Source organism: Grimontia indica (assembly GCF_000333895.2).
GTDB classification, from domain to species: domain Bacteria; phylum Pseudomonadota; class Gammaproteobacteria; order Enterobacterales; family Vibrionaceae; genus Enterovibrio; species Enterovibrio indicus.
Genome location: NZ_ANFM02000006.1, coordinates 279,877 through 303,703 on the forward strand (window position 1 = coordinate 279,877; position 23,827 = coordinate 303,703).

The 23,827-nt window shown below is 48.6% G+C and carries 24 protein-coding genes; 9 read left to right on the forward strand and 15 right to left on the reverse strand.

All coding sequences use genetic code 11. The features are described 5' to 3' along the window. Nucleotides 1-47 precede the first annotated feature (47 nt). Nucleotides 48-863 (forward strand): DUF2797 domain-containing protein, encoded by an 816-nt coding sequence (locus tag D515_RS03670; protein WP_002536094.1) that lies wholly within the window; start codon nucleotides 48-50, stop codon nucleotides 861-863. A gap of 42 nt (nucleotides 864-905) precedes the next feature. Here D515_RS03670 and D515_RS03675 read toward each other — a convergent pair whose 3' ends face one another. Genes D515_RS03675 through D515_RS03685 form a run of 3 tightly spaced genes read right to left on the reverse strand, consistent with a single transcriptional unit; the run spans nucleotide 906 to nucleotide 1,941 of the window. Further along, complete coding sequence (locus tag D515_RS03675) at nucleotides 906-1,259, reverse strand: hypothetical protein (protein ID WP_002536095.1); 354 nt, start codon at nucleotides 1,257-1,259, stop codon at nucleotides 906-908. A gap of 20 nt (nucleotides 1,260-1,279) precedes the next feature. Next, nucleotides 1,280-1,510 carry a DUF3389 family protein gene (locus tag D515_RS03680; protein WP_002536097.1) on the reverse strand — a complete coding sequence of 77 codons (231 nt, stop codon included), beginning with the start codon at nucleotides 1,508-1,510 and terminating at the stop codon, nucleotides 1,280-1,282. A gap of 2 nt (nucleotides 1,511-1,512) precedes the next feature. After that, nucleotides 1,513-1,941: a hotdog fold thioesterase gene (locus D515_RS03685; RefSeq protein ID WP_002536098.1), complete on the reverse strand. Its 429-nt coding sequence runs from the start codon at nucleotides 1,939-1,941 to the stop codon at nucleotides 1,513-1,515. A 190-nt stretch (nucleotides 1,942-2,131) separates the two neighbouring features. On the opposite strand from D515_RS03685, the gene D515_RS03690 reads away from it, so the two are divergent. Further along, nucleotides 2,132-2,941, forward strand: coding sequence for a M48 family metallopeptidase (locus D515_RS03690; protein WP_002536100.1), 810 nt, complete (start codon nucleotides 2,132-2,134; stop codon nucleotides 2,939-2,941). A gap of 73 nt (nucleotides 2,942-3,014) precedes the next feature. On the opposite strand, the gene D515_RS03695 is transcribed toward D515_RS03690, so the two are convergent. The 6 genes from D515_RS03695 to D515_RS03720 all read right to left on the reverse strand — a co-directional run bounded on the left by D515_RS03695 (nucleotide 3,015) and on the right by D515_RS03720 (nucleotide 10,361). Then, the gene (locus D515_RS03695) at nucleotides 3,015-3,443 is read right to left on the reverse strand and encodes a PAS domain-containing protein (protein WP_002536101.1); all 429 of its coding nucleotides are present in this window, start codon (nucleotides 3,441-3,443) and stop codon (nucleotides 3,015-3,017) included. A gap of 2 nt (nucleotides 3,444-3,445) precedes the next feature. Beyond that, a complete protein-coding gene (locus D515_RS03700) occupies nucleotides 3,446-4,453 on the reverse strand; it encodes a response regulator (protein WP_039849591.1) in 1,008 nt (335 codons plus the stop codon). Between the two features lie 203 nt (nucleotides 4,454-4,656). Beyond that, nucleotides 4,657-5,331 (reverse strand): hypothetical protein, encoded by a 675-nt coding sequence (locus D515_RS03705; RefSeq protein ID WP_002536104.1) that lies wholly within the window; start codon nucleotides 5,329-5,331, stop codon nucleotides 4,657-4,659. 120 nt (nucleotides 5,332-5,451) lie between these two features. Beyond that, a complete protein-coding gene (locus D515_RS03710; protein ID WP_002536105.1) occupies nucleotides 5,452-7,281 on the reverse strand; it encodes a hybrid-cluster NAD(P)-dependent oxidoreductase in 1,830 nt (609 codons plus the stop codon). A gap of 378 nt (nucleotides 7,282-7,659) precedes the next feature. Next, the gene (locus D515_RS03715; RefSeq protein ID WP_039849560.1) at nucleotides 7,660-9,243 is read right to left on the reverse strand and encodes a hypothetical protein; all 1,584 of its coding nucleotides are present in this window, start codon (nucleotides 9,241-9,243) and stop codon (nucleotides 7,660-7,662) included. Between the two features lie 224 nt (nucleotides 9,244-9,467). Beyond that, nucleotides 9,468-10,361 (reverse strand): LysR substrate-binding domain-containing protein, encoded by an 894-nt coding sequence (locus D515_RS03720; protein ID WP_002536108.1) that lies wholly within the window; start codon nucleotides 10,359-10,361, stop codon nucleotides 9,468-9,470. A gap of 218 nt (nucleotides 10,362-10,579) precedes the next feature. Between D515_RS03720 and dgcN the strand changes: the two genes are divergently transcribed. The 4 genes from dgcN (at nucleotide 10,580) to D515_RS03740 (ending at nucleotide 14,505) form a co-directional block, all read left to right on the forward strand. Then, a complete protein-coding gene (gene dgcN, locus D515_RS03725; RefSeq protein WP_002536110.1) occupies nucleotides 10,580-11,593 on the forward strand; it encodes an N-acetyltransferase DgcN in 1,014 nt (337 codons plus the stop codon). A 1-nt stretch (nucleotide 11,594) separates the two neighbouring features. After that, nucleotides 11,595-12,530 (forward strand): N-acetyl-D-Glu racemase DgcA, encoded by a 936-nt coding sequence (dgcA, locus tag D515_RS03730; RefSeq protein WP_002536111.1) that lies wholly within the window; start codon nucleotides 11,595-11,597, stop codon nucleotides 12,528-12,530. Nucleotides 12,531-12,716: 186 nt separating this feature from the next. Continuing rightward, a complete protein-coding gene (locus tag D515_RS03735; RefSeq protein ID WP_002536113.1) occupies nucleotides 12,717-13,850 on the forward strand; it encodes a fatty acid desaturase in 1,134 nt (377 codons plus the stop codon). Between the two features lie 190 nt (nucleotides 13,851-14,040). Further along, on the forward strand, nucleotides 14,041-14,505 hold the full coding sequence (locus tag D515_RS03740) for a GNAT family N-acetyltransferase (protein WP_002536114.1): 465 nt from the start codon (nucleotides 14,041-14,043) through the stop codon (nucleotides 14,503-14,505). A 51-nt stretch (nucleotides 14,506-14,556) separates the two neighbouring features. Here D515_RS03740 and D515_RS03745 read toward each other — a convergent pair whose 3' ends face one another. From D515_RS03745 to D515_RS03760, 4 genes are all read right to left on the reverse strand, one after another. Then, nucleotides 14,557-15,576, reverse strand: coding sequence for a serine protease (locus D515_RS03745; RefSeq protein ID WP_002536117.1), 1,020 nt, complete (start codon nucleotides 15,574-15,576; stop codon nucleotides 14,557-14,559). Nucleotides 15,577-15,732: 156 nt separating this feature from the next. Further along, nucleotides 15,733-16,152 carry a GFA family protein gene (locus D515_RS03750; protein WP_002536118.1) on the reverse strand — a complete coding sequence of 140 codons (420 nt, stop codon included), beginning with the start codon at nucleotides 16,150-16,152 and terminating at the stop codon, nucleotides 15,733-15,735. A gap of 110 nt (nucleotides 16,153-16,262) precedes the next feature. Beyond that, nucleotides 16,263-17,255, reverse strand: a complete 993-nt coding sequence (locus tag D515_RS03755; RefSeq protein WP_002536120.1) for a cytochrome d ubiquinol oxidase subunit II — start codon at nucleotides 17,253-17,255, stop codon at nucleotides 16,263-16,265. Then, a complete protein-coding gene (locus D515_RS03760) occupies nucleotides 17,252-18,592 on the reverse strand; it encodes a cytochrome ubiquinol oxidase subunit I (RefSeq protein WP_002536121.1) in 1,341 nt (446 codons plus the stop codon). Before D515_RS03760 ends, D515_RS03755 begins: the two co-directional genes overlap by 4 nt. A 288-nt stretch (nucleotides 18,593-18,880) precedes the next feature. On the opposite strand from D515_RS03760, the gene D515_RS03765 reads away from it, so the two are divergent. Beyond that, the gene (locus D515_RS03765; protein ID WP_039849562.1) at nucleotides 18,881-19,162 is read left to right on the forward strand and encodes a hypothetical protein; all 282 of its coding nucleotides are present in this window, start codon (nucleotides 18,881-18,883) and stop codon (nucleotides 19,160-19,162) included. 12 nt (nucleotides 19,163-19,174) lie between these two features. On the opposite strand, the gene D515_RS03770 is transcribed toward D515_RS03765, so the two are convergent. Then, nucleotides 19,175-19,597 carry a DUF1801 domain-containing protein gene (locus D515_RS03770; RefSeq protein ID WP_239643931.1) on the reverse strand — a complete coding sequence of 141 codons (423 nt, stop codon included), beginning with the start codon at nucleotides 19,595-19,597 and terminating at the stop codon, nucleotides 19,175-19,177. 33 nt (nucleotides 19,598-19,630) lie between these two features. Then, nucleotides 19,631-20,617: a CobW family GTP-binding protein gene (locus D515_RS03775; RefSeq protein WP_002536127.1), complete on the reverse strand. Its 987-nt coding sequence runs from the start codon at nucleotides 20,615-20,617 to the stop codon at nucleotides 19,631-19,633. A 428-nt stretch (nucleotides 20,618-21,045) separates the two neighbouring features. Here D515_RS03775 and D515_RS03780 point away from each other — a divergent pair, with 428 nt between their 5' ends. Beyond that, nucleotides 21,046-22,431, forward strand: coding sequence for a TldD/PmbA family protein (locus tag D515_RS03780; RefSeq protein ID WP_002536129.1), 1,386 nt, complete (start codon nucleotides 21,046-21,048; stop codon nucleotides 22,429-22,431). Beyond that, nucleotides 22,431-23,774 (forward strand): TldD/PmbA family protein, encoded by a 1,344-nt coding sequence (locus D515_RS03785; protein WP_002536130.1) that lies wholly within the window; start codon nucleotides 22,431-22,433, stop codon nucleotides 23,772-23,774. Before D515_RS03780 ends, D515_RS03785 begins: the two co-directional genes overlap by 1 nt. The last annotated feature ends 53 nt before the right edge of the window (nucleotides 23,775-23,827 follow it).

Sequence of the window (23,827 nt, forward strand, 5' to 3'; positions counted from 1 at the left end):
CTTTCGTTGTAGAATCTCTGCACGTGAAGGACAACAATAAAAATACAATGATTACTGGCACTCTGAGCAAAATGAAAAGCACGCTGGATAACGGCGTGAATTACTCCCTTCCTGTCGGTGACACCGACATTTCCCTAAACTCCCTGATTGGCAAATCTCTTACACTGACGTACACCGGCAATATCTATTGCGATGCTTGTGGTAACAAAACCAACAAAAGTTTCAGCCAGGGTCACTGTTTCCCCTGCACTAAGCGACTGGCACGCTGCGATATGTGCATCCTGAAACCCGAAACCTGCCACTTTGCTGAAGGCACTTGTCGTGAGCCAGAGTGGGCAGAACAGTTCTGTATGACTGACCATGTGGTTTACCTTTCGAATACTTCGGGTTTGAAGGTCGGCATTACCCGTGCGAATCAGATCCCGACCCGCTGGGTTGATCAAGGTGCGACACAAGCACTGCCAATTCTGAGGGTAAAAAGCCGTCATCTGTCTGGTTTGGTGGAAATCGCGATTGCGGAATTTCTGGCAGATAAAACCAATTGGCGGGCGATGCTGAAAGGTGACAATGTTGAGTTGGATTTGCATGAAGAGGCGCGCCGACTACTGCCGCAAATTGACGCCAAGATTTACAGCCTACGCCTGCAATATGGTTTCGACGCCGTTGAACCGATTCAAAACGACATCATCGACATCAGCTTTCCTGTGACGGAATACCCAACCAAGATTACGTCACTGAACTTCGATAAAGATCCTGTGGTTTCCGGCGTACTGAAAGGCATTAAAGGCCAGTATCTGATCTTCGATACCGGTGTGATTAATATTCGCAAATTCACCAGTTACGAAGTGACTGCAGAATATTAAAACGATAATCCCTCTCCATTTGGGAGAGGGAATCTTTCCAAACTAGTCCAGCGCCACCTTAAACTGCTTTCCACCCCAGCCATGCACGCTGTCATGCGCTTCAACGTACACTTCAGTAATATCATCCGGAATCATTACACCAGAAAGACTTCGGGTGAATGGCTGCTCGTTGACATGGGGATGGTGTAGCACCCGCGTTCCCAGCACTTCGCCCTCTGCGGTGACAACTCGCCAGGCATCGGCATAGTGCTCCCAACCTTCATCGGCATGTTCGACAGTGGCAGAAAAACGGTAAGACTCACCACTTTTAGTCGCTGTTGCATTCACCACATCGGCCTTTCCAGCCCAAGCGGTTCCTGCCAAGAACATCAAACTCGCAGCGATCAGTCTTTTCATTTTTCTTTCCCTCTGTCGATTTAGCGTTTAATGGCGATCCCTGTTGCTTCTGACACTGCATTCAGGTTTTCTTCTGAGCCTAATGACAAGCTCCAATTCACCGTACCGCCATTGGCAATCAGCATATAGGGTGCGCCCAGCAGGCTGATATCATCAGTCTGTGCCTGAAGCGTCATCTGATTTTCCTGAAACTTCACCATCACTTCATGCATGGTGGCAATCACACGGCCACCGGGAATCGTAATCACCATGACTATTTCCCTTTGTGCTGCAGCACCGCCATAGTCAGGCGGCTGGTACACACTAAACGGCCGCGCTCGTCAGTGATTTCAATCTGCCAAACCTGTGTGGTCGCGCCCATATGAATCGCTTTGGCTGTTCCTGTGACGTGACCTGAACGCATGGCACGAATATGGTTAGCGTTAATATCCAGACCGACACAATACTTGTTTTCTTCCACTGCCATATTGGCTGCCAGCGAACCTAAGGTTTCTGCAAGCACAACTGACGCGCCACCATGCAACATACCTAATGGCTGATGCGTTCGGGAATCTACCGGCATAGTGCCCGTCAGGCTGTCTTCACTGAACTCTGTGTAAACAATACCGAGATGTTCAACCAAGGTGTTTTTCGAGGTGGCATTCAAGCCTTCAAGCGAAATGGGTTTCTTCCAGATAGACAAAACAGTCCCCTTCGGTGATTTTTTGGTTTTGGGTTGTTTTGGTATTATCTTTGTTGTCACTTTTCTACGCTACTGGCTTTTGTCGCAATCAGTGACATTTAAAGTCTTCTATCAGTCTTACTTGTTTAATTCAGACCTATGGATCCTTTACTATATAGCTAGGATTATTAAGGGCTTAAGGAATAGCTTCATGAAGATCAACAAAATCAGATACACAGTCGCTGCGGCGCTGTTGAGTGCGTTGATTGCTGGTTGTACGACATCACCAACCGGCCGCAGCCAGTTTATTATTGTTTCGGGGTCGCAGATGGCGACGCTGGGTGCGCAGTCTTTCTCAGAACTCAAGAAAAACGAAAAAGTCAGCACAGACAAAAAGACCAACCAATATGTTCAGTGCGTGACAGATGCCATTTTGGAAGTGACACCACCCCAGCCGGACTTCGATAAATGGGAAGTGGTGGTATTCGACAGTGATCAGGTCAATGCCTTTGCACTCCCTGGCGGGAAAATCGGTGTGTATACCGGTTTGTTGAAAGTCGCGAGAACACAAGATCAACTCGCATCAGTTATCGGCCACGAAATTGGCCACGTAATGGCGAATCACGGCAGCGAGCGCGTTTCAAGCCAAGTTGCTGCAAATAGCGCATTACAAGTCACCAGTATCGCTTTGGGTGCGTCAGGGACGGCAGATGCCGACCTTATTATGGCGGGGTTGGGTCTCGGCGTGAATGTCGGTGTTTTGCTGCCGTTTAGCCGTACGCACGAGTCTGAGTCAGACTTGATTGGTGTGCAATTGATGAACGAAGCGGGATTTGATCCTAATCAGAGCGTTGCACTGTGGCGAAACATGGCGAAAGCGTCTGATGGCGCTCCACCAGAGATTCTCTCCACTCACCCTTCACACGACACCCGAATTTCTGACTTGCAAACGGCGATTAACGAGTTGCCACCTCAAACACGAAAAGCACCCAACTGCGGCAGCCCTAATCTGTTCGGCTAACACTTTGTGATTAATTGAAAGTCTGAAACAAAAATGCCAGCGATGACGCTGGCATTTTTCTATCTGCAGAACGCTATTGAGAAGCCAAAGCTTCACCCGTCACATCTGCCACAGAGATGAACATGTGTTGCGCTTCACCACGCAAATTTACCATGGGGTTTAGCGTGACATTCTGATACATAAAGCTCGCTTGGCCCGTGATAGGGCGAACGTTGCGGCAATGGAAAAGGTAAGGGCGTTGCTTCCACACCACAAAGCTCCGGCATTTCAGCTCAAACACAGGCCGGCATTTGGCGCGGAACCAACTTTCCGGAATTTCAGGGAACACATCAAACAGTGACTGCCCTTTCACCTTGTTTGGGTGCTTGCCCGTGTGGTGAACCATAAAGCCATTCCACATATGGATGTTGAAATCGCGGTCAACAACAATCAAACCCATGTCGATATTCTGAACCATATCGACCATCCAGTTGAATTGTTCAAATTCTGGTGAGTCAATCATGGTTACTCCTCGTCATCCATCAGGTAAGCCAGTTTCGCGTCTAAGAGCGGCAAGGATTCATCAACCAGCAGCAGCAACAAATCACACTTGATGTTGGTGCCGTCAATGGCGTAACTCACTTCGATTGTCACCGTGCGCTTCCAGGTACCGTGCATGTTTTCCACCAGCTTATCGACCGATTGGTGTTGGCCAATAATGGCGGGATAACTTTGCGCGAATACCAAGCCCGCCTGCTCACCGATACCAGAAAGAAACGCACTGATAAGCACGTTACTGACATCAACAAGCACTTCGAGATCATTGTCGATGGTGCCATCGTCCGGATAATCCAGAATACCCAGTAGGTCTTTCATCGAGGAATCAGAGATCAGCATCAAGGCTTCACCCGCTAGGCCCTCCCCGCTGAATCCCTGACAAATACCATTCATATTGTCGTTATTCGCGAGGTGCTTGATGGTCATGGTGAGCTCGCTGACCTCTAGCACGTTAACCTGTGGCAGCGGCATATGAACGAACACGTCAAAGTAACGTGCCAAGGAATCAGCGGCGCGACCCATCGCCACGTTCACCACTTCCATATACATTTCACGGCGGCCAATTTTCATGTCCACCGGCGGTTGAGCAGGTTTAGGTGAAGTAGAAGGCTCGCTGATTTTAAAAGGTTGTAAAAGCTCGACCAGCTTTTCCTGACTGACAGGCTTCTGTACGAATGCTTTTGCGCCCAGTGAGAGAACTCTCTCTTGCGCTTTTGGCTGTATGTCGCCTGATACGACAAAGACAGGAACATTGATGCTGTTGGCTCGCATCACTTCCAGTGTTTCAAAACCGTCCATTTCTGGCATGGTCAAATCAAGAAACATGACATCGAAACTGGAAGACTGAAGTTGCTCGATGGCGACTTTGCCATTTTCCGCGAACGTCACTTCTGCATTAACAAATGCTGGCAGCGACCGGGCAAGTTGCTTTCGTGCTAATGCAGAGTCGTCGGTGATTAATACTCGGGTTGTCAAAATCTCCACCCCTAAATCCGGCTGCGTATTCTATTGATTGGAATTGTTGTTGTAAGCAAGGCTACGAAATATAACGCAATTTTCAAGGAAATATGACCTTACTCCCATAAGCATAGTTGTTAAACAGGCCTATTGGTCTCTGTGGAAGTAATTTAATGTGATGGGGAGATGGATTGACCGAGCTTCGACTCCCCCATTTGGTCCTAAGGATGATCAGGAAGTGGCACATTACCAAATACTGAAAGTTCCCTTTTCACTTTGTCGAGATCTGAGCTCAGGTGGTCAAATTGCTCAATCATGGCGTTATTTTCGGCTTTTAGTGCATTGAAGTTATCGCAATCATTTTCCGATACTTTGTTCCAAGAATTACCTTTTTTGAACTCCGAGCATGCCTTCTGGCTGAGCTCCAGCTTGTGCGCGCCTTTGAGGATCTTCTCATTCAGGTCACTGACCGCTTTAGTCAGTCGGTAACGCTCAGCGTACAATACATCGGTGTCCGTAACGCGTTTTTTGAGCTGGGCAATGGCGACAGACTTTTCTTCCAATGTCTTTTCCAGTGCACCCGCTTTGCCTGCGTAAGCGCGGGATTTTTCACCCAGCGTCGCTTTCAATGCTGTTATCTCAGCCTGCTTTTCTTCGAGTTGCTGGGCGAGTGACTCAGCGTGCTCTGTCGCGGCTTCACCTTGCACGTTGACTTGCGCTAACGCTTCCTGCGCTTCGGCCAAAGCAACTTTTGTCTCGGATAGCTCGGCCTTCACGTCATCAAGTTGCAAGGAGATGCTATTTTCTACCGAAGACCAGTGATTAGTGGCCACCAGTCCGCCCAAAAGTAAACCGCTGGCAAACAGCAATGCACCTTTTTTGTTTGTGCTTGTCATTATGTTTTCCTTGCAGTCGCAACTGCGTATTCCCCAAAAAATAACTGCCACCATGATAGCCTATGGTGGCAGTTATTAATGTTAGCTGATGGAAAAAATCTTTAGTTTTCCGTTACCTGCTTAAGGTTTGACCAAAGTGACGTCACCTTTTGGAATGCAACAACATGCGAGCACAAGACCGTCTTCTTTCTCACCGGGGAACAGGGCTGGCATGTCAGGTTGTTCTACTTCACCTTCGACCAAGCGAAGCTTACAGCATCCACAAACGCCTGCGCGGCAGCTGTAATCGACATAGACACCTGCCTCTTCCGCCTGAACCAAAATCGGACGCTGGTTCTCACCGCGGATGAACTCCCCTTCGATATTGATGTTCACTTCCATTGCTGGCGCATCGTTACCCACTGTTGGTGGTGTGAAGAACTCCTGATGGCGTTGGCTTTCCGGCACACCCAAGGTATCCAGCAGATTCATGGCAGATTCCATAAATCCTTCAGGGCCACAAACAAAGACTTCACGTTGAGTGATTTTAGGTAACAATGCCAAATGTTCCTGACTCAAACGGCCAGACATTCCCAGCCAATCCGCTGCAGGCTGACTGAGTATGGTCATGATTTTTAGACCCGCGTGCGCATCTTCCAATGATTTCAGCTCTTCCTCGAATGGAATATCGGCTTCTGTACTGCATTGATGCAGGAAAATCACATCATTGATTTCGTTGTTATCTGCCAGAGCACGAAGCATCGACATCATGGGCGTGACACCGCTACCACCAGAAAGCAAAAGCAATGACTGACGCTTGCCTGAATCATCACTCAGGTGAAACTGACCGTCCGGTTGCTGTGCTTTGATTTTGTCGCCGGCTTTTAGATTGTCGTGAAGCCAGTTTGACACCAGACCACCATCGACACGTTTAACGGAAATCGACAGCTTTTCGGGACGAGTTGGCGAGGAAGATAGCGTATAACGACGCTGGATGCGTTCGCCATCAATATCCAATTCAATAGGAAGATGCTGACCGGCTTTGTAACTTGTTAACGTGCCCTGCTGGCTGGTAAACCAGAAGGTTTTAAAATCTCGTGCAACCTCTTCAATATCGCTGCACTTCAGGTTCAGTTTTGGCGTGGTGTTGTCTTCGTAGACTTCTGGCTCACGGTATTCGAGGACTTTGATCTCATCGTCTGCAGAAATCAAACCCTCATTCAGCGCAACCAAATTCATGCCGAAATTCACGTTGCCGTCTTTGTCGGTGCGGAACTGGCTCAACGTGGTGATAGGTTCGCCGTTCACACGGAATCGACCGCTTTCCAGATCCAGCGTGGTAAACACACAACGACTGCAAGGACGGTCAACTTGAAACGTCACACCACCAATACGGATTTTCTCCCAGCGGTCTTCTTCAAACGCTTCACAACCGGTTGCGACAATGTTGGTTCGGAACTGATCCATGATGTGTTTATCGGGCGAGCGCTCGTTCAATGCTTCCAGAGAGGCTTCTGAAATCACCAAAAGCGGATAACCATCAGCAAAACTCACCTGGGTTTGCGCACTTTGGGAGTAACGCGGCGACGATTCTTCGCCCGTAAACAGCAATTGCTTATTCCCACCTAACAGGTGACTGAACCAGGCATTGGCGGTGGATGTGGTGGAGTAACCCGCGAACTCGTCTTTCCAGACGCCCGTTTGCACTTCACTCATGGAGAATTGAGCGTACTTCAACACCAAAGGAGACATGGTGGGATGAGTCAGCGTAATACCATTGGACTGAATACCCACCGACACTTCAGTCAGCTTTGGCTCGGTGCGTCCGGTGACCATTTTCCCCGTGCTATCCGTCACCATAAAGCGGCGATCGAAACTCAGGCCAATTTTTTCAACCCAAGCATTAGAGAGCGAGATGCCTCCTGCCGATTTAACGGGAAATACATTTATCTGGCTGACTTTTGTGCTCACGCTGACTCCTTTCTTGTTGTACCCAAACAACCTGTAGATGCTGAATTCAGCGAGATTGACTGACGTTGTGATCGCGGCGTTCCTTTGCAGGTGTAGTCACCTCCATCAAAAAGGAACAACAATGAGCACGACGTCAGTCAAATCGCCCGAAGGGAGGGCCTCAATGCGCCCACTTCTTCGTTAAATTCCACGGAAATAGAACCACTATTCCTCGCAAAATTTGCCTCGAATTGAACGCATTGATGACCTCTGAATACAAGTATCTTCAGGTTATTTGGGTACATATGTAAATGCCGATTCTGTATTGTACAGAATCGGCGTTTTATTGCTCCAACAAACTGTTCAGTAAGAGAAATGCTTCACTGAGATCTCACTGAACTAACAGGCAATGCTTTTCCCTTCAGAAGCGATGATTTGCGCTAGTCGATCAGGTTCACTCACCAACGTCGGATACTTAAGATACAAATGATGTAAACAGGTCAGACATAGAGATATACAGTCATTAGTTTTCTCACGGATCTCCTCCGCATCCCACCACGCTTCGCCGGACAGGATGAGGTTCCAATCACGGGTCAGCATTTGAGCGACTTCAACGGCCTCTTGTGCGTCACCTTTGATCAACACGCTGACTGCCTGAGCAACGTTCTCGGCTTGAGAGCCTGCACCAAATATATTGCGCAAAGCGAGAATCGCATCCAGCAAGCCATCCAACCTTTCTGGCTGCCTCGCCGCGCTGAACAGCCTTCCAAAGGCAAGTCGTATCCCCGTTGAATCAGTATCTTCCAGCAGCAGACTCCAGTTTTCCAAATCATCCAGCACACTGTTAGTGACTGATACGGGCTCTTCTGCTTCTTTAACGGTATCGACAATCTGTTTTGCCCCTTCCAGGGAAAACGGATCGATATGCCATGCCCATTCTGGCGCGACGAAAGGCGGGGTTTGCTCAAGGAAGCACATTGCCATGCACAAGGTAATGTTCAGCTCGGTCGCGACTTTATCGTTCTCCGCATCCATCACATCGTCCGGCCATTCATCATCTTCCAGCAAGTCACCTACATTGATGGCGTAAGCAAAACCAGATTCCAACATAAAGCCGCTGTCTTTGCGTTTAGCCATCTGGCTCGGCAGTTGAAGTACATATTCAGCAATGGCTGGCGTGTAGCGGCGAATGGTTCCCCACTTTGTATCCAAGGCATCGAAATCAATCAAGGCAGCATTGCGGAAGCCAACAAACAGCGGGATCTGTGCAACTTCGCCATCGGCTACACTTCGCGCAATTTCAAGCATCTCGAGTACGGTCTCGACGAAGATGTCCGCAGAGATTGGCCCACGCACACGCATTAAATCGTAGCTGTTGATCAATAGCGCTGCGGGAAGCGAGGAAAGCGTGATCACGCCACGCTTGCCTTTAGAATCCGCATAATGGCCGAAGGTTTCGCTCGGCTCGTTGCCAATGGTTTCAAAGACACGCTCAAACGAATGATCTTCAATGAAATGTCGATACAAGGTTTTGTGACCGGGCAGATTCATGATCGCCGCGCTCAAATGACCCGAAGCACGGTAAAAAAGATGAGGACGAGCCCCTGCTTTTACCAGAAACAGCGGATAAAGCTCAGCCGCAACATTCGCCAAGCTGCGCGCGAGAGGATCCGTCGCATTAACTATCGGCGTTGCACCACCATTTTGGCGACGCCAGACAGAGAACATATGCTGACCATTCTGCAGAACATGCGGCAAACGATGGAAAAAGGATTGCTCGATGTCACCCTGTGAAACCGCCACAGCACGCATTTGTCGGCACAGTTGAATGTAGGAAGACAGTGTGTCTTTTTGCTTGGCGTTCAGACGCGCCTGGTGCTGCAGCACCAGCCTCGCATCCGCTTCAGAAACGTTCAGGATATAACTGACAACGCGATGCCCCATGGCTTTGACGAAATTCGGGATAGGTTCTTTCAACGGCATGTCACCCCCAGCGTCAATCTCTCCCGCCACACCCCATTTAGCGAGAGAGTCGTCTATCCAAACAGCGCTCACGAGAGGCTATTTGATCGTATCACCACGTGCTTTGAGAAAAGGCAGGCTGTTTGGACTTCTTATGCTTTAGTTATCGGCAGCGCGTTAGAAAAATATAGCAGCTACCCGACAAGATCTTTCGAGCCACTAGGCTGTTTCTTGAATTTCCGTTGTCAGTTGAGAGAGTTACCGGTAGCAATTTTTTTCAGCGCCGACCACACTTTTTCTCCTGACGGATGCAATCGCGACTGATACCGGTACGCATAGTAAGCAACTTTCCGGACATGCTCCTTTTCTCCCAACACGACCAAGCGACCCTCTCTGATTTCATCTTGAATCGAAAAGTCCGGTAACCATGCCACTCCCTGACTTTTGACGGCCTGAAGTTTTAACATATCGACCATCGACGAGAGGAAGACGGTTTTTAGATTGAGCTCAGTGCGAAGGGAATCCGTTTGTCGCCCCATGTATGACGTCGGGTTATAGGCCAGCCATGGTGTTGCTTCTTCAGAAGCAAGCGAAAATTTTGGCAACCCTTTTTCGTTGGGCGCGGTAACGGGTAGCAAATCAGCATGACCGACCTGAATGTAATCGAACGGCGGTAATTTCAGGTGTTCGTTCTCAAACGCCAATAACAAGTCACACTCGCCTTGTTGTAGTGCGTCTACGGCTTCATCCACGTTCATCGCATCGACACTCAGCATAGGCTGTGTTTCAGACGTAAAAGCTTGTTGAATGGCGAGCGTCATATCCAAAGCGAGAGAATGGGCTGAAGCAATACGTACCACACTGCCATCTGAGTAATTGAGAGCGGAGATCTGGCTGATTCCCTCTTCCATCTGATGAACCAAGGTTCTTGCGGTAACCCGGAATATTCGACCACTGGCAGTTAATGCAACAGGGGTTTGGGTGCGATCAATCAGTTCAGCGCCGACAGACTGTTCCAGCATACGAATGCGGCGTGAAAAAGCAGGCTGGGTAATATTTCTGAGCCCTGCTGCCGTGGAAAAATTCCGTGTTTCTGCCAATGCCAAAAAATCTTCCAGCCACTTACTTTCGATATTCACGCAAACTTCTCTTACTTTGTTTCTGTCCCTATCGGCATTTTAATTTCATAGACAAAGTTTAAGTCGATATATATCGCATTATTCCTAGTTTTTGATAACCAATCGGCATGGGCGAATCACAAACGGCATTTTTCTGTAAGTACCAACCCACCTATAGTGAAAACATCACCTTAGGACTTCATGCAGCACGCAAGGGCGTGCCGGAGAAAAGGAATAAAATGAACATCCCAGCCCCTTACCTTCTTATGCTCGGCGAAAGCCATGACCCTCTTGCGATTAAAACTGCCCGTGGAATCCACTACTGGCGACCAGAAAAATGTCTGGGTCAATTGCGCCTGAATGATGGTGTGCCCTCACTCGGCCTCCCGGAAATGGATGCCAAAACAGCATACGCGCAAGGTGCAAAAACCTTTGTACTGGGCACAGCCAACGCGGGCGGCGTATTGGCAGAGCACTGGATCCCAATGATTGTTGAAGCGATTGAACTGGGTATGCATGTCGCTTCTGGATTGCACCAACGTTTGGCAGACGTGCCGGCTATTGCAGAAGCGGCAGAAAAAGTGGGCGTTCAACTGTTCGACTTGCGCCACTACGCTGAAAAGCTGGATGTCGGGAATGGTAAGAAACGCTCTGGTCGACGTCTGCTTACTATCGGCACCGACTGTTCCGTGGGCAAAATGTTCACCACCTTGGCGCTCGAAAAAGCGATGAAAGCGCGCGACATGAAAGCCACTTTCTGTGCGACAGGGCAGACTGGTATTTTGGTGGAAGGTAAAGGTATCGCAGTAGATGCGGTGATCTCAGACTTTATCGCTGGTGCAACAGAAGCCTTGTCGCCAGCCTGTGATGAGGACGAGTGGCAACTGATTGAAGGTCAGGGCTCCCTGCTCAATCCTGCGTTTTCCGGTGTCACCATGGGTCTACTGCATGGTTCCCAGCCGGATGCTTTGGTCCTTTGCCACGAAGCGAATCGCCCGCACACCCGCCACATGCCTCATATGCCAATGCCACAAGTCGAAGACATCATGGAGCTTGGCTTGAGGTTGGCAAAACTCACCAATCCAAATTCTCGCTTTGTCGGCATGGCCATCAATACTTCTGCGTTAAACGAAGACGAAGCCAAGGTCTATCTTAAAGAGATGGAAGAAAAGCATGGGCTGCCAGCCACCGATCCGGTTCGATTCGGTGTGGAAAACATCGTCGACCGTTTGGCCAGCAGTTTCGGGGATTAAGATGCAAATTAGCGCGCAGATAGTCACATACACACTTAAACGCCCTTTTACGATTTCTCGTGGTAGCCGTACCCAAGCGGAAGTGATTCAGGTAACTATCGAGAAGGACGGCAAAAAAGGGCTTGGGGAATGTTCGCCTACCGGACGTTACGGGGAGTCTTTCGATAGCGTGTTAGCGCAAATTGATTCGGTAAAAGGAAAAGCCTTCGATCGCTCACAATTGAAGACACTTTTACCCGCCGGTGCCGCACGCAACGCATTGGATTGTGCGCTATGGGATCTGGAATCAGAAAACTTCCCTGATGGCTTTTCTTTACCGGCGCGTATTCAAACTGCGATGACGGTGTCGATAGCAACGCCACAGGAAATGGCGGATGAAGCAAAGGCCTATGTGGAGCAAGGAGCAACGCTGATCAAGGTCAAGCTCAATGGCGACGAGGTGTTTGAAAGACTTTCTGCAGTTCGTGCCGCAGCACCGGATACCCTATTGATTGTCGATGCCAATGAAGCCTGGGGAAATCTGGATATTGAAGCGACGATTCAGCAAATCGCACCGCTGAATATCGCCATGGTTGAACAGCCCTTACCTGCGGCAGAAGATGAAGCATTGCGTCAGATATCCAGCTCAATTCCTTTATGTGCGGATGAAAGCTGTCACACCGCAGATGATGTCGAAAGCCTCGCTGGCAAATACCAGATGGTGAATATCAAACTGGACAAAACCGGCGGTTTAACGGCAGCGTTTGAATTGGAACAAGCAGCAAGGGCAAAAGGCATGCAAGTGATGGTGGGATGCATGCTTGGCAGTTCCATCGCAATGCGCGCTGCATTGCCTGTTGCGGCAACGGCAGTGCTTGTCGATTTGGATGGTGCATTCCTTATCAGTGATGATATCCAGGGCGGATTACATTACCAGAACGGACATATTGTTCTGTAGTCATATCCCCGCCTCACAGAGAGGGTGAAATACTTTCATAGTGTTTCACCCTTTTTTGTGGGTTTGAATCGAGTCACGTAATTAGTGGGCGAAATTGAGACAAATTGTTAATAGCCATCTTGACCGCCTAGATAGCGACCACTATTCTAGCGTACATGTGTACGCTGGAAATTTGCGGTATTTAACATGGAATCAAATAACACTAATAAACCACCGATCATTTGGCTGAATGTCTCGGTATTTGTCATCACTTTTGCGGTCGCCATCATTGGTACGCCACTTTGGGCCTATTACCATGGATTTGACTGGGCCCAAATCGCGATGCTCCTCGTCGCCTTTACCTTTAGTGGTATGTCTATCACCGCGGGTTACCACAGGCTCTGGTCTCATAAAACCTACGAAGCTCACCCTGTTCTGAAATTCATTTTTGCTCTTGGCGGCGCTTACGCTGTTCAAAACAGCATCCTTCACTGGTCTTCCGACCACCGCGTACACCACCGTCATGTTGATGACAACGATACCGACCCATACTCCGCTAAACGCGGCTTCTGGTACTCACACATCGGTTGGATGCTGCGTGAATATCAAAAACACCGCTATTCTGATTACAGCAACTGCCGTGATCTCCAGAAAGACAAAATCGTGATGTGGCAGCACAAGTACTACCTGCCATTGGTCATCGCGACGAACTTCGGTATTCCGATCGCTTTTGGCCTGCTTCACGGCGATTTATGGGGTGCCATTATCCTGATTGGTTTCACCCGTCTGGTACTTAACCATCACTGCACTTTCTTTATTAATTCGCTGGCCCATATCTGGGGTAAGCAGCCGTACACAGAGAAAAACACAGCACGTGACAACGGTATTCTGGCATTCCTGACTTTCGGTGAGGGCTACCATAATTTCCACCATATCTTTGAGAATGACTACCGCAATGGAATCTACTGGTGGCAGTTTGATCCGACTAAGTGGCTGATTAAATCAAGCAGCTGGCTCGGACTGACGAAAAAGCTTCGCATTACCCCACCAGATCGCATTGAAAAAGCGAAGGCAAGAATGATGCTGAAAACTATTCAAGCGCGTTTAAGCCTGACGCCAAATGCGACGCACCGCCTGCAGATTGTTGAGCAAGAATATGAAGCGTTGGTAGCGCGTATGAGTGATTACTATGAAGCGAAAAAACGCTTACTTGATCTTAAGAAACAAAACCTTTTGAAGAAGTACGAACGAGCTATTCTGGTGCAGCAATTGCAGATCCTGAAATCTGATTTTCAAAAGCAGAAACGCAATTGGATGACGCTTACCGCATCTTACGCCTAACCAGCTACTGAGACCATCTACGCAAAAGGGCAGAGAAATCTGCCCTTTTCGTTTTTTAAACGACAGCCTCTTCGCACCCACTTTTCGAGCATATGGGATTCACCTTGTTGAAAGCACAAAAGGCAAACATCCTCAGCGATGTTATGACAAACTTTCAGATGGAACGCGCTGAAGAGAAAGGAAACTGAACTTGGAAATACGACAAGCAACGCCATTCGATATCGAAGGGATATTCGACATCTATCAACAAATTGCCCAATCACACTTTGATAACGCACCGAATGCCTTTAACCCTCCGTCACAGGAAGACAAGCGCTTTTTGCTTTCCAAAGTCCAAGATGATGCCTGGTGGTTTGCCGTGGCCGAATCTGAAGGCAAGATCATCGGATATTCCATGGCAAGGCTGGACAGAAATGAAACCGTGCCATTTTTGGCCAAGACATTGATTTGCCGACTGAACACCATTGTGGTTGACCAACGTATTCAAACCAGAGGTGTTAGGCGTGCACTTATCGATGCCTGTAAAAAGTGGGCGGAAGAGAATGGTGCTGTAGAAGTGCGCTTGGAAGTGATGTCATTCAATGAGAATGCCGTTGGTTTCTATGAGCATATCGGATTTGAGAAGCTTTCCCACACCATGTGTCTATCTCTCTAAGGCTCACGAAAAAGCCGGAGAATTTTTCGACTCTCCGGCTTTTATTTTTCTTTAACTGATTGCTTTGTTGCGGGACGCTCTTATCAAAACGGCTGGCAGCATCAGCGTCAATAACCAAAGAGGCATTGAACCGCCACCACCGCTGGTGCTTTGGGTTAGCGGTATTGTTGTGTCAGGAGCGTAGTCAGAGCCTAAGTTGAAAATATCTGTCGTGAAAGTAACGTCTGGCCTTTCATAGCCACCCACTTTCTCATCAATCCAATCGTAGAACGTGGCGATTTGAGAGAAGCCATCTGCGTAATCCGTCAACCCACACCCATAAAAGGACGTATAGCTAACAACGCCAACAGCCACATAGCCTTTGTCCTTGTTGGCAAGCGCAGAAGGATTTTGCCAAACCAATGGACCACCCGAATCTCCCTGACAAACACCTGTTGAACGTTCACTGTTTGCGCAAATAAAGGAGTCGTGTCTACCTCCGATGTCGTTACCATAACAGCTGAAATCATCCATGCCATTCAACAGCGTGTACTGTAAGAATCGGCTACCCTTTTCTTCAGTCGCCACTCTTCCCCAACCTGATACAAATAGATTCTCTCTTTCTGCCGCAGCAAATTGGGCATCTAAGTCAATCTGGGTAGTTTGGGTTGCGATAGCAATAGGAGAAGCCGTGGTCGCGATGTCTGAGGCTAGATGAATCACCGCAATATCTGATGTTAACCACTCATTATCATAGTCTGGGTGGACATCGATTTTGGAAACCGCAGAGATATTTTCATCAGGAATGTACGCAACATCTTCATAGCCAGTGACAACATTTAATGTTGACGTGCTGACATCAATCACGCAATGTGCAGCGGTTAAAACATGACGCTGGCTGATAATGATACCACCGCAGAATTTACCTGAATCGTCAATGAGTGCTGCTTGCCATGGCACATCGCCAATCTGCACATAAGCCCCATCAACGATGGCGGGTACAGGCACATTTTCTGCCGCAATCGCGGTTCCCAAGAAAGAAGTGCTAGCTAAAATGCCGCCCAACACTTTTACAGACCATTTATTAATCACAAGCACCTCAAATCTCGATATTTTTCTATGAGATCGAAGATATCCTGCAGGTAAGTCTGGGTCGTATCCTGTTCGAAAAGACGCGGCGAAGTTCTCAATATTCGGTTTTTAGTGAGAACATCTTACTTTGGCTCTATGCGCCAAGTAGCTAGACCTTTAGTGCTCTCTCCCCTTATCAAACTGCGGCAATTCATCGGTAATGTCATACCATTGCGCTTTAAATTTCTTGAAAATATGCGCATCAGGCTTGAGTGGAATATCACTTTCCAGCGTGCCAAGCGTAAACTCAACCAAGCTACCGTCACTGTTAGAAGCCTCAAACAGCAAGCTGGATCCGCAGTTTTCACAGAAGGTTCTTTTGGTGCCATTTTCCGCCACATAGACTTTCAGTTTGTCTTTGCCTTTCTTGAATCGGAAATCCTCCGCTTTGGCTTCACCAAAAGTGGCGAACGCCGCACCATGAAATTTTCGACACATTGAACAATGGCAATGCCCCATTTTCGGTTCGATATGGTCAACCTCGTATTGAATTTGACCGCACAAGCATTGGCCTTTGTAGCTGGCAGGTTTTGACATCGTAAACTCCTTTTACTGGTGAATTATCACCCTACCCCAGCCCCAACTGAATTGACAACGAAAATGGGCACCTCACCGGGTGCCCATTTTGCTTTTTCATAGGTAACTTTTTACAGATAACTTAGCTCTGTCGCTTTTCCTTTAAAGATTCGATAAATCATGAAGGTATAAAGCAGGATCATTGGCATCACAATGGCTGCACCGACACCCACTATCATAAGCGTTGCAGGCGCACTCGCCGCTTCACTCGCGGTCATGATTCCTGGCACGACATCCGGAAAGAAGCTGTAAGCCAGTCCAAGAAAACTCAGTGCAAAGATCAGGCTGACGCCGAAAAAAGGCCACCTCGCACCCAAATCATCTTTTACGGGTACCTGACGCAAATAACGGTCGACCAGGAAAATAATCGACATCACCACTAGCGGCACTGGCGCCAAAAGCAGTATTTCAGGGAAGCTGAACCAACGTTCGGCGACTTGTTCGTTTACTAGCGGATTGACGATACTGACCGCAGCAATACCCATTGCCGCTAACCATCCTGCACGTCGTGACCATCTGGCAGCTCTGACTTGCAATTCACCTTCCGTTTTCAGTACCAGCCAAGCACCGCCGATATAAACATAGGCTGCGGTCACACAGAGTGCACTCAATACTGCGAATCCGTAAGCTGAGGCTGAAACCTCAAAGCCCATGATATAGCGACCCATCATGTAGCCTTGGGAAAGCGAAGCGATCAATGAGCCCGCTTTAAAGCAGAGATCCCAGCTGTCTTTTCTGTCAGCCTTTGCCTTGGCGCGGAAGTCAAACGCTACCCCGCGCATGATCAGCGCAATCAGCATAAACGCTGTGGGCAAATAGAGCTCGGTCAGAATCAGACTGTGAGCAGTTGGGAAGGCAATCAGCAAAATGCCAACCGCCAATACCAGCCAGGTTTCGTTTGCATCCCAGAAAGGGCCAATGGATGCAATCATACGGTCACGGTGTGCTTCATTGTTGGAAGGCAGCAGCATCCCCACACCAAGGTCATAACCATCTAAAATCGCGTACATGAACGCGGAGAAGCCAAGGAGCAACAGGTAAATTTCCGGTAAATAGTCCATCATGCGCAAGCCTCCTTAAGGTTTTTATTTGGCTCAGTTGATTCAGCGTTCAATCCTTTCCTTGCGAGATAGAAAAGCGTGCGAATATAGGCAACGAGTAAGACGCCATAAACAACCAAATACATCACCAGTGATAACATGACATTGCCGCTAGAGACCGTTGTAACGGCATCCGAAGTGCGAAGCACACCATTGACCAGCCAAGGTTGACGGCCAATCTCAGTCACATACCAACCTGCCAGGGTGGCAACCCAACCTGAGAAAGTCATTGCGACTAGCGTGTAAAGATAGGGTTTCGGAAGTTCGCGCTTCTTCAATATTTTGAATGCGCCATAACCCGCCACCAGTAACATCAAAACGCCAACACCAACCATGATCCTGAAACCATAAAACAGCGGAGACACTGGGGGATGGTCCTCAAAATCTTTCAATCCCACCAATTCACCATTGAGGTCATGAGTCAGAATCAGGCTCGCCAACTTCGGAATCCCAACTTCTAAATCGTTGGAACGGGTTTCTTCATTCGGCACAGCAAACAAAAGTAAAGGCGCACCGTTTTGTGTTTCCCAAACGCCTTCCATTGCCGCAATTTTTTCCGGCTGGTGCTCGAGCGTATTCAAACCATGTAAATCGCCCACGAAAATCTGAATTGGGATAAGCCCTGCGGCTGCCAATACGGCAACTTTTAAGCCGTTTTGTGCAGGTTTGTGGTCTGGTTTTTTCAGGTATTGGTAGGCGCTGATGCCAGCAATCAAAAAGCTTGCGGTCAAGCCCGATGCCAACAAGGTGTGCGCGAGGCGATATGGCATAGACGGATTGAAAATAACTTCCTTCCAGCTAGTGACGTGAACAATACCCTCAATCAACTCATAGCCCGCTGGTGTGTGCATCCAACTGTTGAGTACCAGAATCCAGAAGGCCGACAATGTCGTACCGATGGCCACGAGGAAAGTCGCCAGCGTATGTACCCATTCGGCAACGCGGTTACGCCCGAACAACATGACGCCGAGGAAAGTCGCTTCCATAAAGAAGGCAGTCATTACCTCATAACCGAGTAACGGCCCTGCCACATTGCCGACTTGCTCCATAAAGCCCGGCCAGTTAGTGCCAAACTGGAAGCTCATGGTAATACCCGAAACCACACCAAGCGCGAAAGTCAGAGCGAATACTTTGACCCAGAAGTAATAAAGATCCAGCCAAGCCGAATCTTGGGTTCGGTTAAAGCGGAGTTTGAAAAACACCAGCATCCAGCCAAGTGCAATGGTGATGGTCGGGAAGAGTATGTGGAAACTGATGTTCGCAGCGAATTGTATTCGCGAGAGCATAAGGGTTTCTAACATCGTTGTACCTCAATCATAAACAACTCGAAAAATGGGTTTTTGAAAACACGTTCAAACAGAAGAAGTGAGATGTATGGTGTGATGCCTAGGCCTTGATAATTGATCTATATCAATTTTTATTTAGGGTTCGAAAGAAGGATTCAGTGAGGATCTACGTCGAATTGTTTAGAAATATTAAGGGTTAACACTGGCACAACAAGCCAATTACATACCCGTGATTTATGTGCTGCTAGACAGCGATTTCAAGGAGGCGTAAGATTTCCCTCCCTTTATTAGCGAGTCATAGAAATGGCTAAAAAACCGACTCGCATGGATGCAATGAAACAGATTATTGAGCAGGTAAAGCAGGAGCTTCCTCTCTACGAATCCGACACTTTTGTGTGCGGTCCAGAAGGTAACTGTATTGGTTGTCCAAAGAAGCTGCTGGAAATGGTGGACTCAGAACTGAGTTATTGGGAATCAGCAATGTCTCGGGGCATCACACCGCAATTCGACGAGATTCGCCGTTTTGGCAAGATGTGTAACAACGTAAGGCGCGGTTTGGTTCGCAACAACATTATTGCGGCTTGATAAAGCTCAGCGCTAAAGCCCAAGCAGCGGCTGTTTTCTTCTCGATTGATACGTAAACGCTGCTTCAATGCAAACCCTCAAAGCGGTATCCGGAAGAGGCTGATTTAATGGGAACGAGAGTTCGCGGTTTCCAGAATAACTGAACGCCACTGGCATCACTTCTCGCAGCGTATCGACCATTAAACTCTGACAGTGAAAGTAAATGGAGACCGATTCTGGCGATTTGGTCTTCCAATCGAACCGCACTGGCGTTCCGCCTTTTACTGAATAGCTAGGTTCACCCCATTTCAGACTCTCGTCGACACTAACACCGATTTCAGCTGCGACGGCGAAAATCAGTTCCCTCAGTTGTAGCAATCTAGATTTTGCCGGCTCTGGGTAGCTCTCAAACTTTGCCTTTATCTCTTCCTTCATCACGCTGAGTTCCTTTTCCAATGAAAACGCCCGGCATTTAGCCGGGCGTGACAATTATTCTGCGATGAACGACAGCAGGATGTCTTCAAGCTCGTCCCAAGGTAGCAGTTCCTTGTCGATGACTTCGACACGGGACTCAACGCCTTGCAAACTGATTGGACTCACTGTCACCATTTGGTTTACCACGTTGAACGCAAACATACCGTCATCTGTATTCATCACAGCTTTCACGCGCTCCGCATTCAGGTTGGCAAACAGGCCATAGAGCGAATCAAACGGAAATACCGTGTTTGGCTCGAACACCCAGCCGCAACTGACATAACCCTGCCCTTTGTTTTCTTTACGACGGTATTTTTCACCTGGCTCCAGCTCAAACGGAGGCATTTCGTCATCATCGTGTGAGTGATGGTGTCCAAACTGCGCATTACGGTCAACGCGTGGCAAGGCTAACCATTCAGGGTTGAGTTGTCCTTGTTCAACATACCCTGATGCTAACTTCGCGATTTCAGCGCTTTTGACGTAGTCATCGAACGCTTCAATGTCGGCTGGTGAACTGAGGTCAGCTTTGTTCGCCACCACCACGTCCGCCAATGCCAACTGATCACGGAAGTTCTGGTTCTCGGTGTAACGCACATCCGCGAAGTTACGCGGATCAACCAAAGTAATCGTCGCATTCAGCTCGATATAATTTTCGTAATGCTCTGAAAGCAGCTTACCGATAATGTCTTTAGGGTGTCCCAAACCAGTTGGTTCAATCAACAATCGATCCGGATTTTGTGCCAGCAGTGCGTTGATGCCGATAGCCATGGGTAATCCCGCCACACAGCACATGCAACCACCCGGAACCTCTTTTACCATCGCGCCCTGTTCACTAAGGAAAGCACCATCAACGCCCACTTCACCAAACTCATTCACGAGCACAGCCCAGTTTTCATTTTCTGGTTTTTGTTTGAGCAGATTGAGAATGGCGGTTGTCTTACCTACACCGAGGAAACCGGTGATGATATTGGTCGGGACTTTTTTGGTTAGCTTGTCGGCCATGGAGATTCCTATCAGTACGCTGATCATTGTCAGGCTGAGCAGTGTATCAATCCGGCAGAGATCCGAAAGTACAAATTCCTTATTACTGCCATGAATACACCGTATACCCAAACAACCTGAAGATGCCGGATTCAGCGAGATTGACTGGCGTTGTGATCGAGGCGTTCCTTTGCAGGTGTAGTCACCTCCATCAAAAAGGAACAACAATGAGCGCGGCGTCAGTCAACTCGCCCGAAGGGAGGCCATCAATGCGAGCATCTTCAGGTTGTTTGGGTATATTAACTTACATTATGTAAATGTTTTGAATGAATTTTAACCGAATAGACGGCACCTATATCACTAAAAGGCACACACGATTGGTGCTCTGGTTGCTAGCTGTTAATCTCAAAGTAACAGATAAGAAAACTGACTCTATGTAGGAGGAAGGAATGTTAAATACCAGCACTGCCAAAGCAGTGATTGACCACGCCCTGTTTTTGGGTGCGGATTTTGCGGAGTTGTTCGTTGAGCGACACCATTCAGGGAGCGTAGAGTTACTGTCAGGCGAAGTCGACAAAGTGAATTCAGGTATCGATTTTGGTATCGGCATCCGCCTTTTCTTTGGCCATAAAGTGCTTTACGGCTACACAAACAGTCAAGACGAAGAAAAGCTCAAGCAAGTCACCTCACTTCTTTGTGCAAAAGACAAACGTGATCAAATCGCACAAGCCGGCTCATTGAACTTTATGCAGCGCGACGATCGTCATCCGGTGAGTATGCCTTTCTCTGCAAACAACCATGTTGAAGAGAAAATTGCTTTCCTTAAGCGTGTCGATGCCAAAGCGCGCGCTCAAAGCGATAAAATTTCTCAAATCATTGGTCGTATCGCCCAGCGTGAGCAGCAGATCGAAATCTTCAACTCAACGGGTTTGCATGTTCAGGATACCCGCCACTATACCCGTATTGCCTCTTCCGTTGTCGCTACACATGGCAACGAGCAGTCTACCGGATATGAAGCACCGGGTATGCTTTCTGGTTGGGAGTTCAATGCTCAAATTGATCCAGAAGAACTGGGAGAAATGGCAGCGAAACAAGCATTAATCAAACTAGGCGCAGATGCCTGTCCGTCAGGCGAAATGCCGGTGGTGATTGGCAATGGCTTTGGCGGCGTCATTTTCCATGAGGCATGTGGTCATTTACTGGAAACGACTTCTGTTGCCAAGAAAGCATCTGTATTCCACGACAAAATGGGCGAGATGATTGCACACTCTGCAGTCAGTGCCGTGGATGATGGCTTAATGACAAACGAATGGGGTTCTATCAACATCGATGATGAAGGTATGGAAACCCAACGCACTCAGCTGATCAAAGACGGTAAGCTGACTAGCTTTATGGTTGACCACATGGGCAGCCTGAAAACCGGATTCGAACGCACAGGTTCCGGTCGTCGAGAATCCTATAAGTATGCCCCAACCTCCCGCATGCGTAACACCTTCATTGAACCGGGTGATGCGACATTTGATGACATGATCAGCGGCGTAGAGCGCGGTATCTATGCGAAGAAAATGGGTGGCGGCTCCGTTCAGCCAGGAACCGGCGAGTTTAACTTTGCGGTTCAGGAAGCCTATCTGATTGAAGATGGCAAAGTGACCAAGCCGCTGAAATCCGCAACCTTGATCAGTACAGGCCCTAAAGTGCTTAAAGAAATCAGCATGGTAGGTAAAGACTTTGCACTTGCTGCCGGCATGTGTGGCTCTGTGAGTGGCTCAGTTCCGACGACGGTTGGACAATCCGCGCTTAAAGTGGACAACATTCTGGTAGGAGGCGGTAACTAATGAGCGAGCAAAAAACATTAGAAAACGCCATCGAGCAGGTGCTTGAACTGGCACAGAAAAGCGGCGCGCAAGCTGATGTGATTGCATCCAGCAACGAAAGCTTTACCCTGAAGGCCGACCAAGGCGAACTGTCAGAATACAAAGTCACCGCAAGTCAGGTCATCGGCGTTCGAGTGATTAAAGATGAACATGTCGCTATCAGCTACTCCGAATCCCTTGAGCGGGAAAACCTGGCGCAAATGGTCTATCAGGCGCTGACCAATGCCAGCTTCACCAAGAAAGATCCGCTCCAGAAAATTCGCGCAGAAGGTCTAAACATCAACACGGATTATCCGGAAATCTATCAGCAGGACGATGCAACGCCCGAGCAGAAGATCGAGTTGGCGTTGTCGCTTGAAGGCAAAATCCGTGAAAAACCATTGGCAAAAGGCGCGCCATACAACGGATACAGCGAAAGCAGTGGCATCACCCTGCTGGGCAACACCCTCGGCACCCGCTGTTTCCACCAATCTCGTTCACTGAGCTGTTATACCGCCGCGTTGATTGACCACAACGACAAGCAATCCATGCATGTTGCTGCGTCTGTTGCCCGCACCTTCGATGGCCTGACACCAGAAAAGGTCATCAACGATGCCTACGACATGGCTGAAGCACTGTTGGAAGGCACGCCAATTGCGACTGGCCAATACTCGGTCATTTTCGAGCAAGACAGTCTGAATGAGGTGCTGGGTGCTTTTGGTAGCGTGTTCTCAGGTGAATCGGCAAAACGTGGTATCAACCCATGGCGCGATAAGATTGGCCAGCAAGTCGCAAGTCCGCTGTTGAGTTTCAGGGATGTGGCTTACATGCCTGGAGGCCATGCCATCAAGTCATTCGATGGTGAAGGCTTTGCAACAAGTGACACGCCACTGATAGAAAACGGTGAGCTGCTTGGTCTGCTGCATAACTCAGCAACTGCCGCACATTTCGGCGTTGCGCATACCGCGAATGCAGGCCGTTCACCAAAAGGCACCTTGAGCGTCAGTTCTCGCCACGACGTGATTGGGGCTGGCACCAGCAGTGAAGCCGAAGTCACCGCTGGTGAATACCTTGAGCTGGTTGACCTACAAGGTGTTCACTCTGGTGCAGACGCTATCAGTGGTGATTTTTCGTTTGGTGCAAGCGGATTCCTTTGCCGCGATGGTAAGCGAATCCAACCTGTACGAGGCATCACAGTCGCGGGTAACTTCTACACCATGATCAAAGAAATTGAGGCAGTAGGAAACACTGTCGTACCAAACTACGCTGGGCAATTCTACTCTCCATTGATTCGCTTTGCGCGACTGAGTATTGCCGGTAAGTAATACTCTCAATCAGTTAGATTGAAAATGCCCCGTTTATCGGGGCATTTTTCTCA

Bases quoted from the DNA above. Each gene is read 5' to 3' on its own strand.
- D515_RS03705 (WP_002536104.1), bottom strand. From the start codon at position 5,331: ATGACAAGCACAAACAAAAAAGGTGCATTGCTGTTTGCCAGCGGTTTA.
- D515_RS03670 (WP_002536094.1), top strand. From the start codon at position 48: ATGATTACTGGCACTCTGAGCAAAATGAAAAGCACGCTGGATAACGGC.
- D515_RS03680 (WP_002536097.1), bottom strand. From the start codon at position 1,510: ATGGTGATTACGATTCCCGGTGGCCGTGTGATTGCCACCATGCATGAA.
- D515_RS03735 (WP_002536113.1), top strand. From the start codon at position 12,717: ATGGAATCAAATAACACTAATAAACCACCGATCATTTGGCTGAATGTC.
- D515_RS03780 (WP_002536129.1), top strand. From the start codon at position 21,046: ATGTTAAATACCAGCACTGCCAAAGCAGTGATTGACCACGCCCTGTTT.
- D515_RS03695 (WP_002536101.1), bottom strand. From the start codon at position 3,443: ATGATTGACTCACCAGAATTTGAACAATTCAACTGGATGGTCGATATG.
- D515_RS03755 (WP_002536120.1), bottom strand. From the start codon at position 17,255: ATGATGGACTATTTACCGGAAATTTACCTGTTGCTCCTTGGCTTCTCC.
- dgcA (WP_002536111.1), top strand. From the start codon at position 11,595: ATGCAAATTAGCGCGCAGATAGTCACATACACACTTAAACGCCCTTTT.
- D515_RS03690 (WP_002536100.1), top strand. From the start codon at position 2,132: ATGAAGATCAACAAAATCAGATACACAGTCGCTGCGGCGCTGTTGAGT.
- D515_RS03785 (WP_002536130.1), top strand. From the start codon at position 22,431: ATGAGCGAGCAAAAAACATTAGAAAACGCCATCGAGCAGGTGCTTGAA.
- dgcN (WP_002536110.1), top strand. From the start codon at position 10,580: ATGAACATCCCAGCCCCTTACCTTCTTATGCTCGGCGAAAGCCATGAC.
- D515_RS03775 (WP_002536127.1), bottom strand. From the start codon at position 20,617: ATGGCCGACAAGCTAACCAAAAAAGTCCCGACCAATATCATCACCGGT.
- D515_RS03675 (WP_002536095.1), bottom strand. From the start codon at position 1,259: ATGAAAAGACTGATCGCTGCGAGTTTGATGTTCTTGGCAGGAACCGCT.
- D515_RS03765 (WP_039849562.1), top strand. From the start codon at position 18,881: ATGGCTAAAAAACCGACTCGCATGGATGCAATGAAACAGATTATTGAG.
- D515_RS03750 (WP_002536118.1), bottom strand. From the start codon at position 16,152: ATGTCAAAACCTGCCAGCTACAAAGGCCAATGCTTGTGCGGTCAAATT.
- D515_RS03760 (WP_002536121.1), bottom strand. From the start codon at position 18,592: ATGTTAGAAACCCTTATGCTCTCGCGAATACAATTCGCTGCGAACATC.
- D515_RS03715 (WP_039849560.1), bottom strand. From the start codon at position 9,243: ATGCCGTTGAAAGAACCTATCCCGAATTTCGTCAAAGCCATGGGGCAT.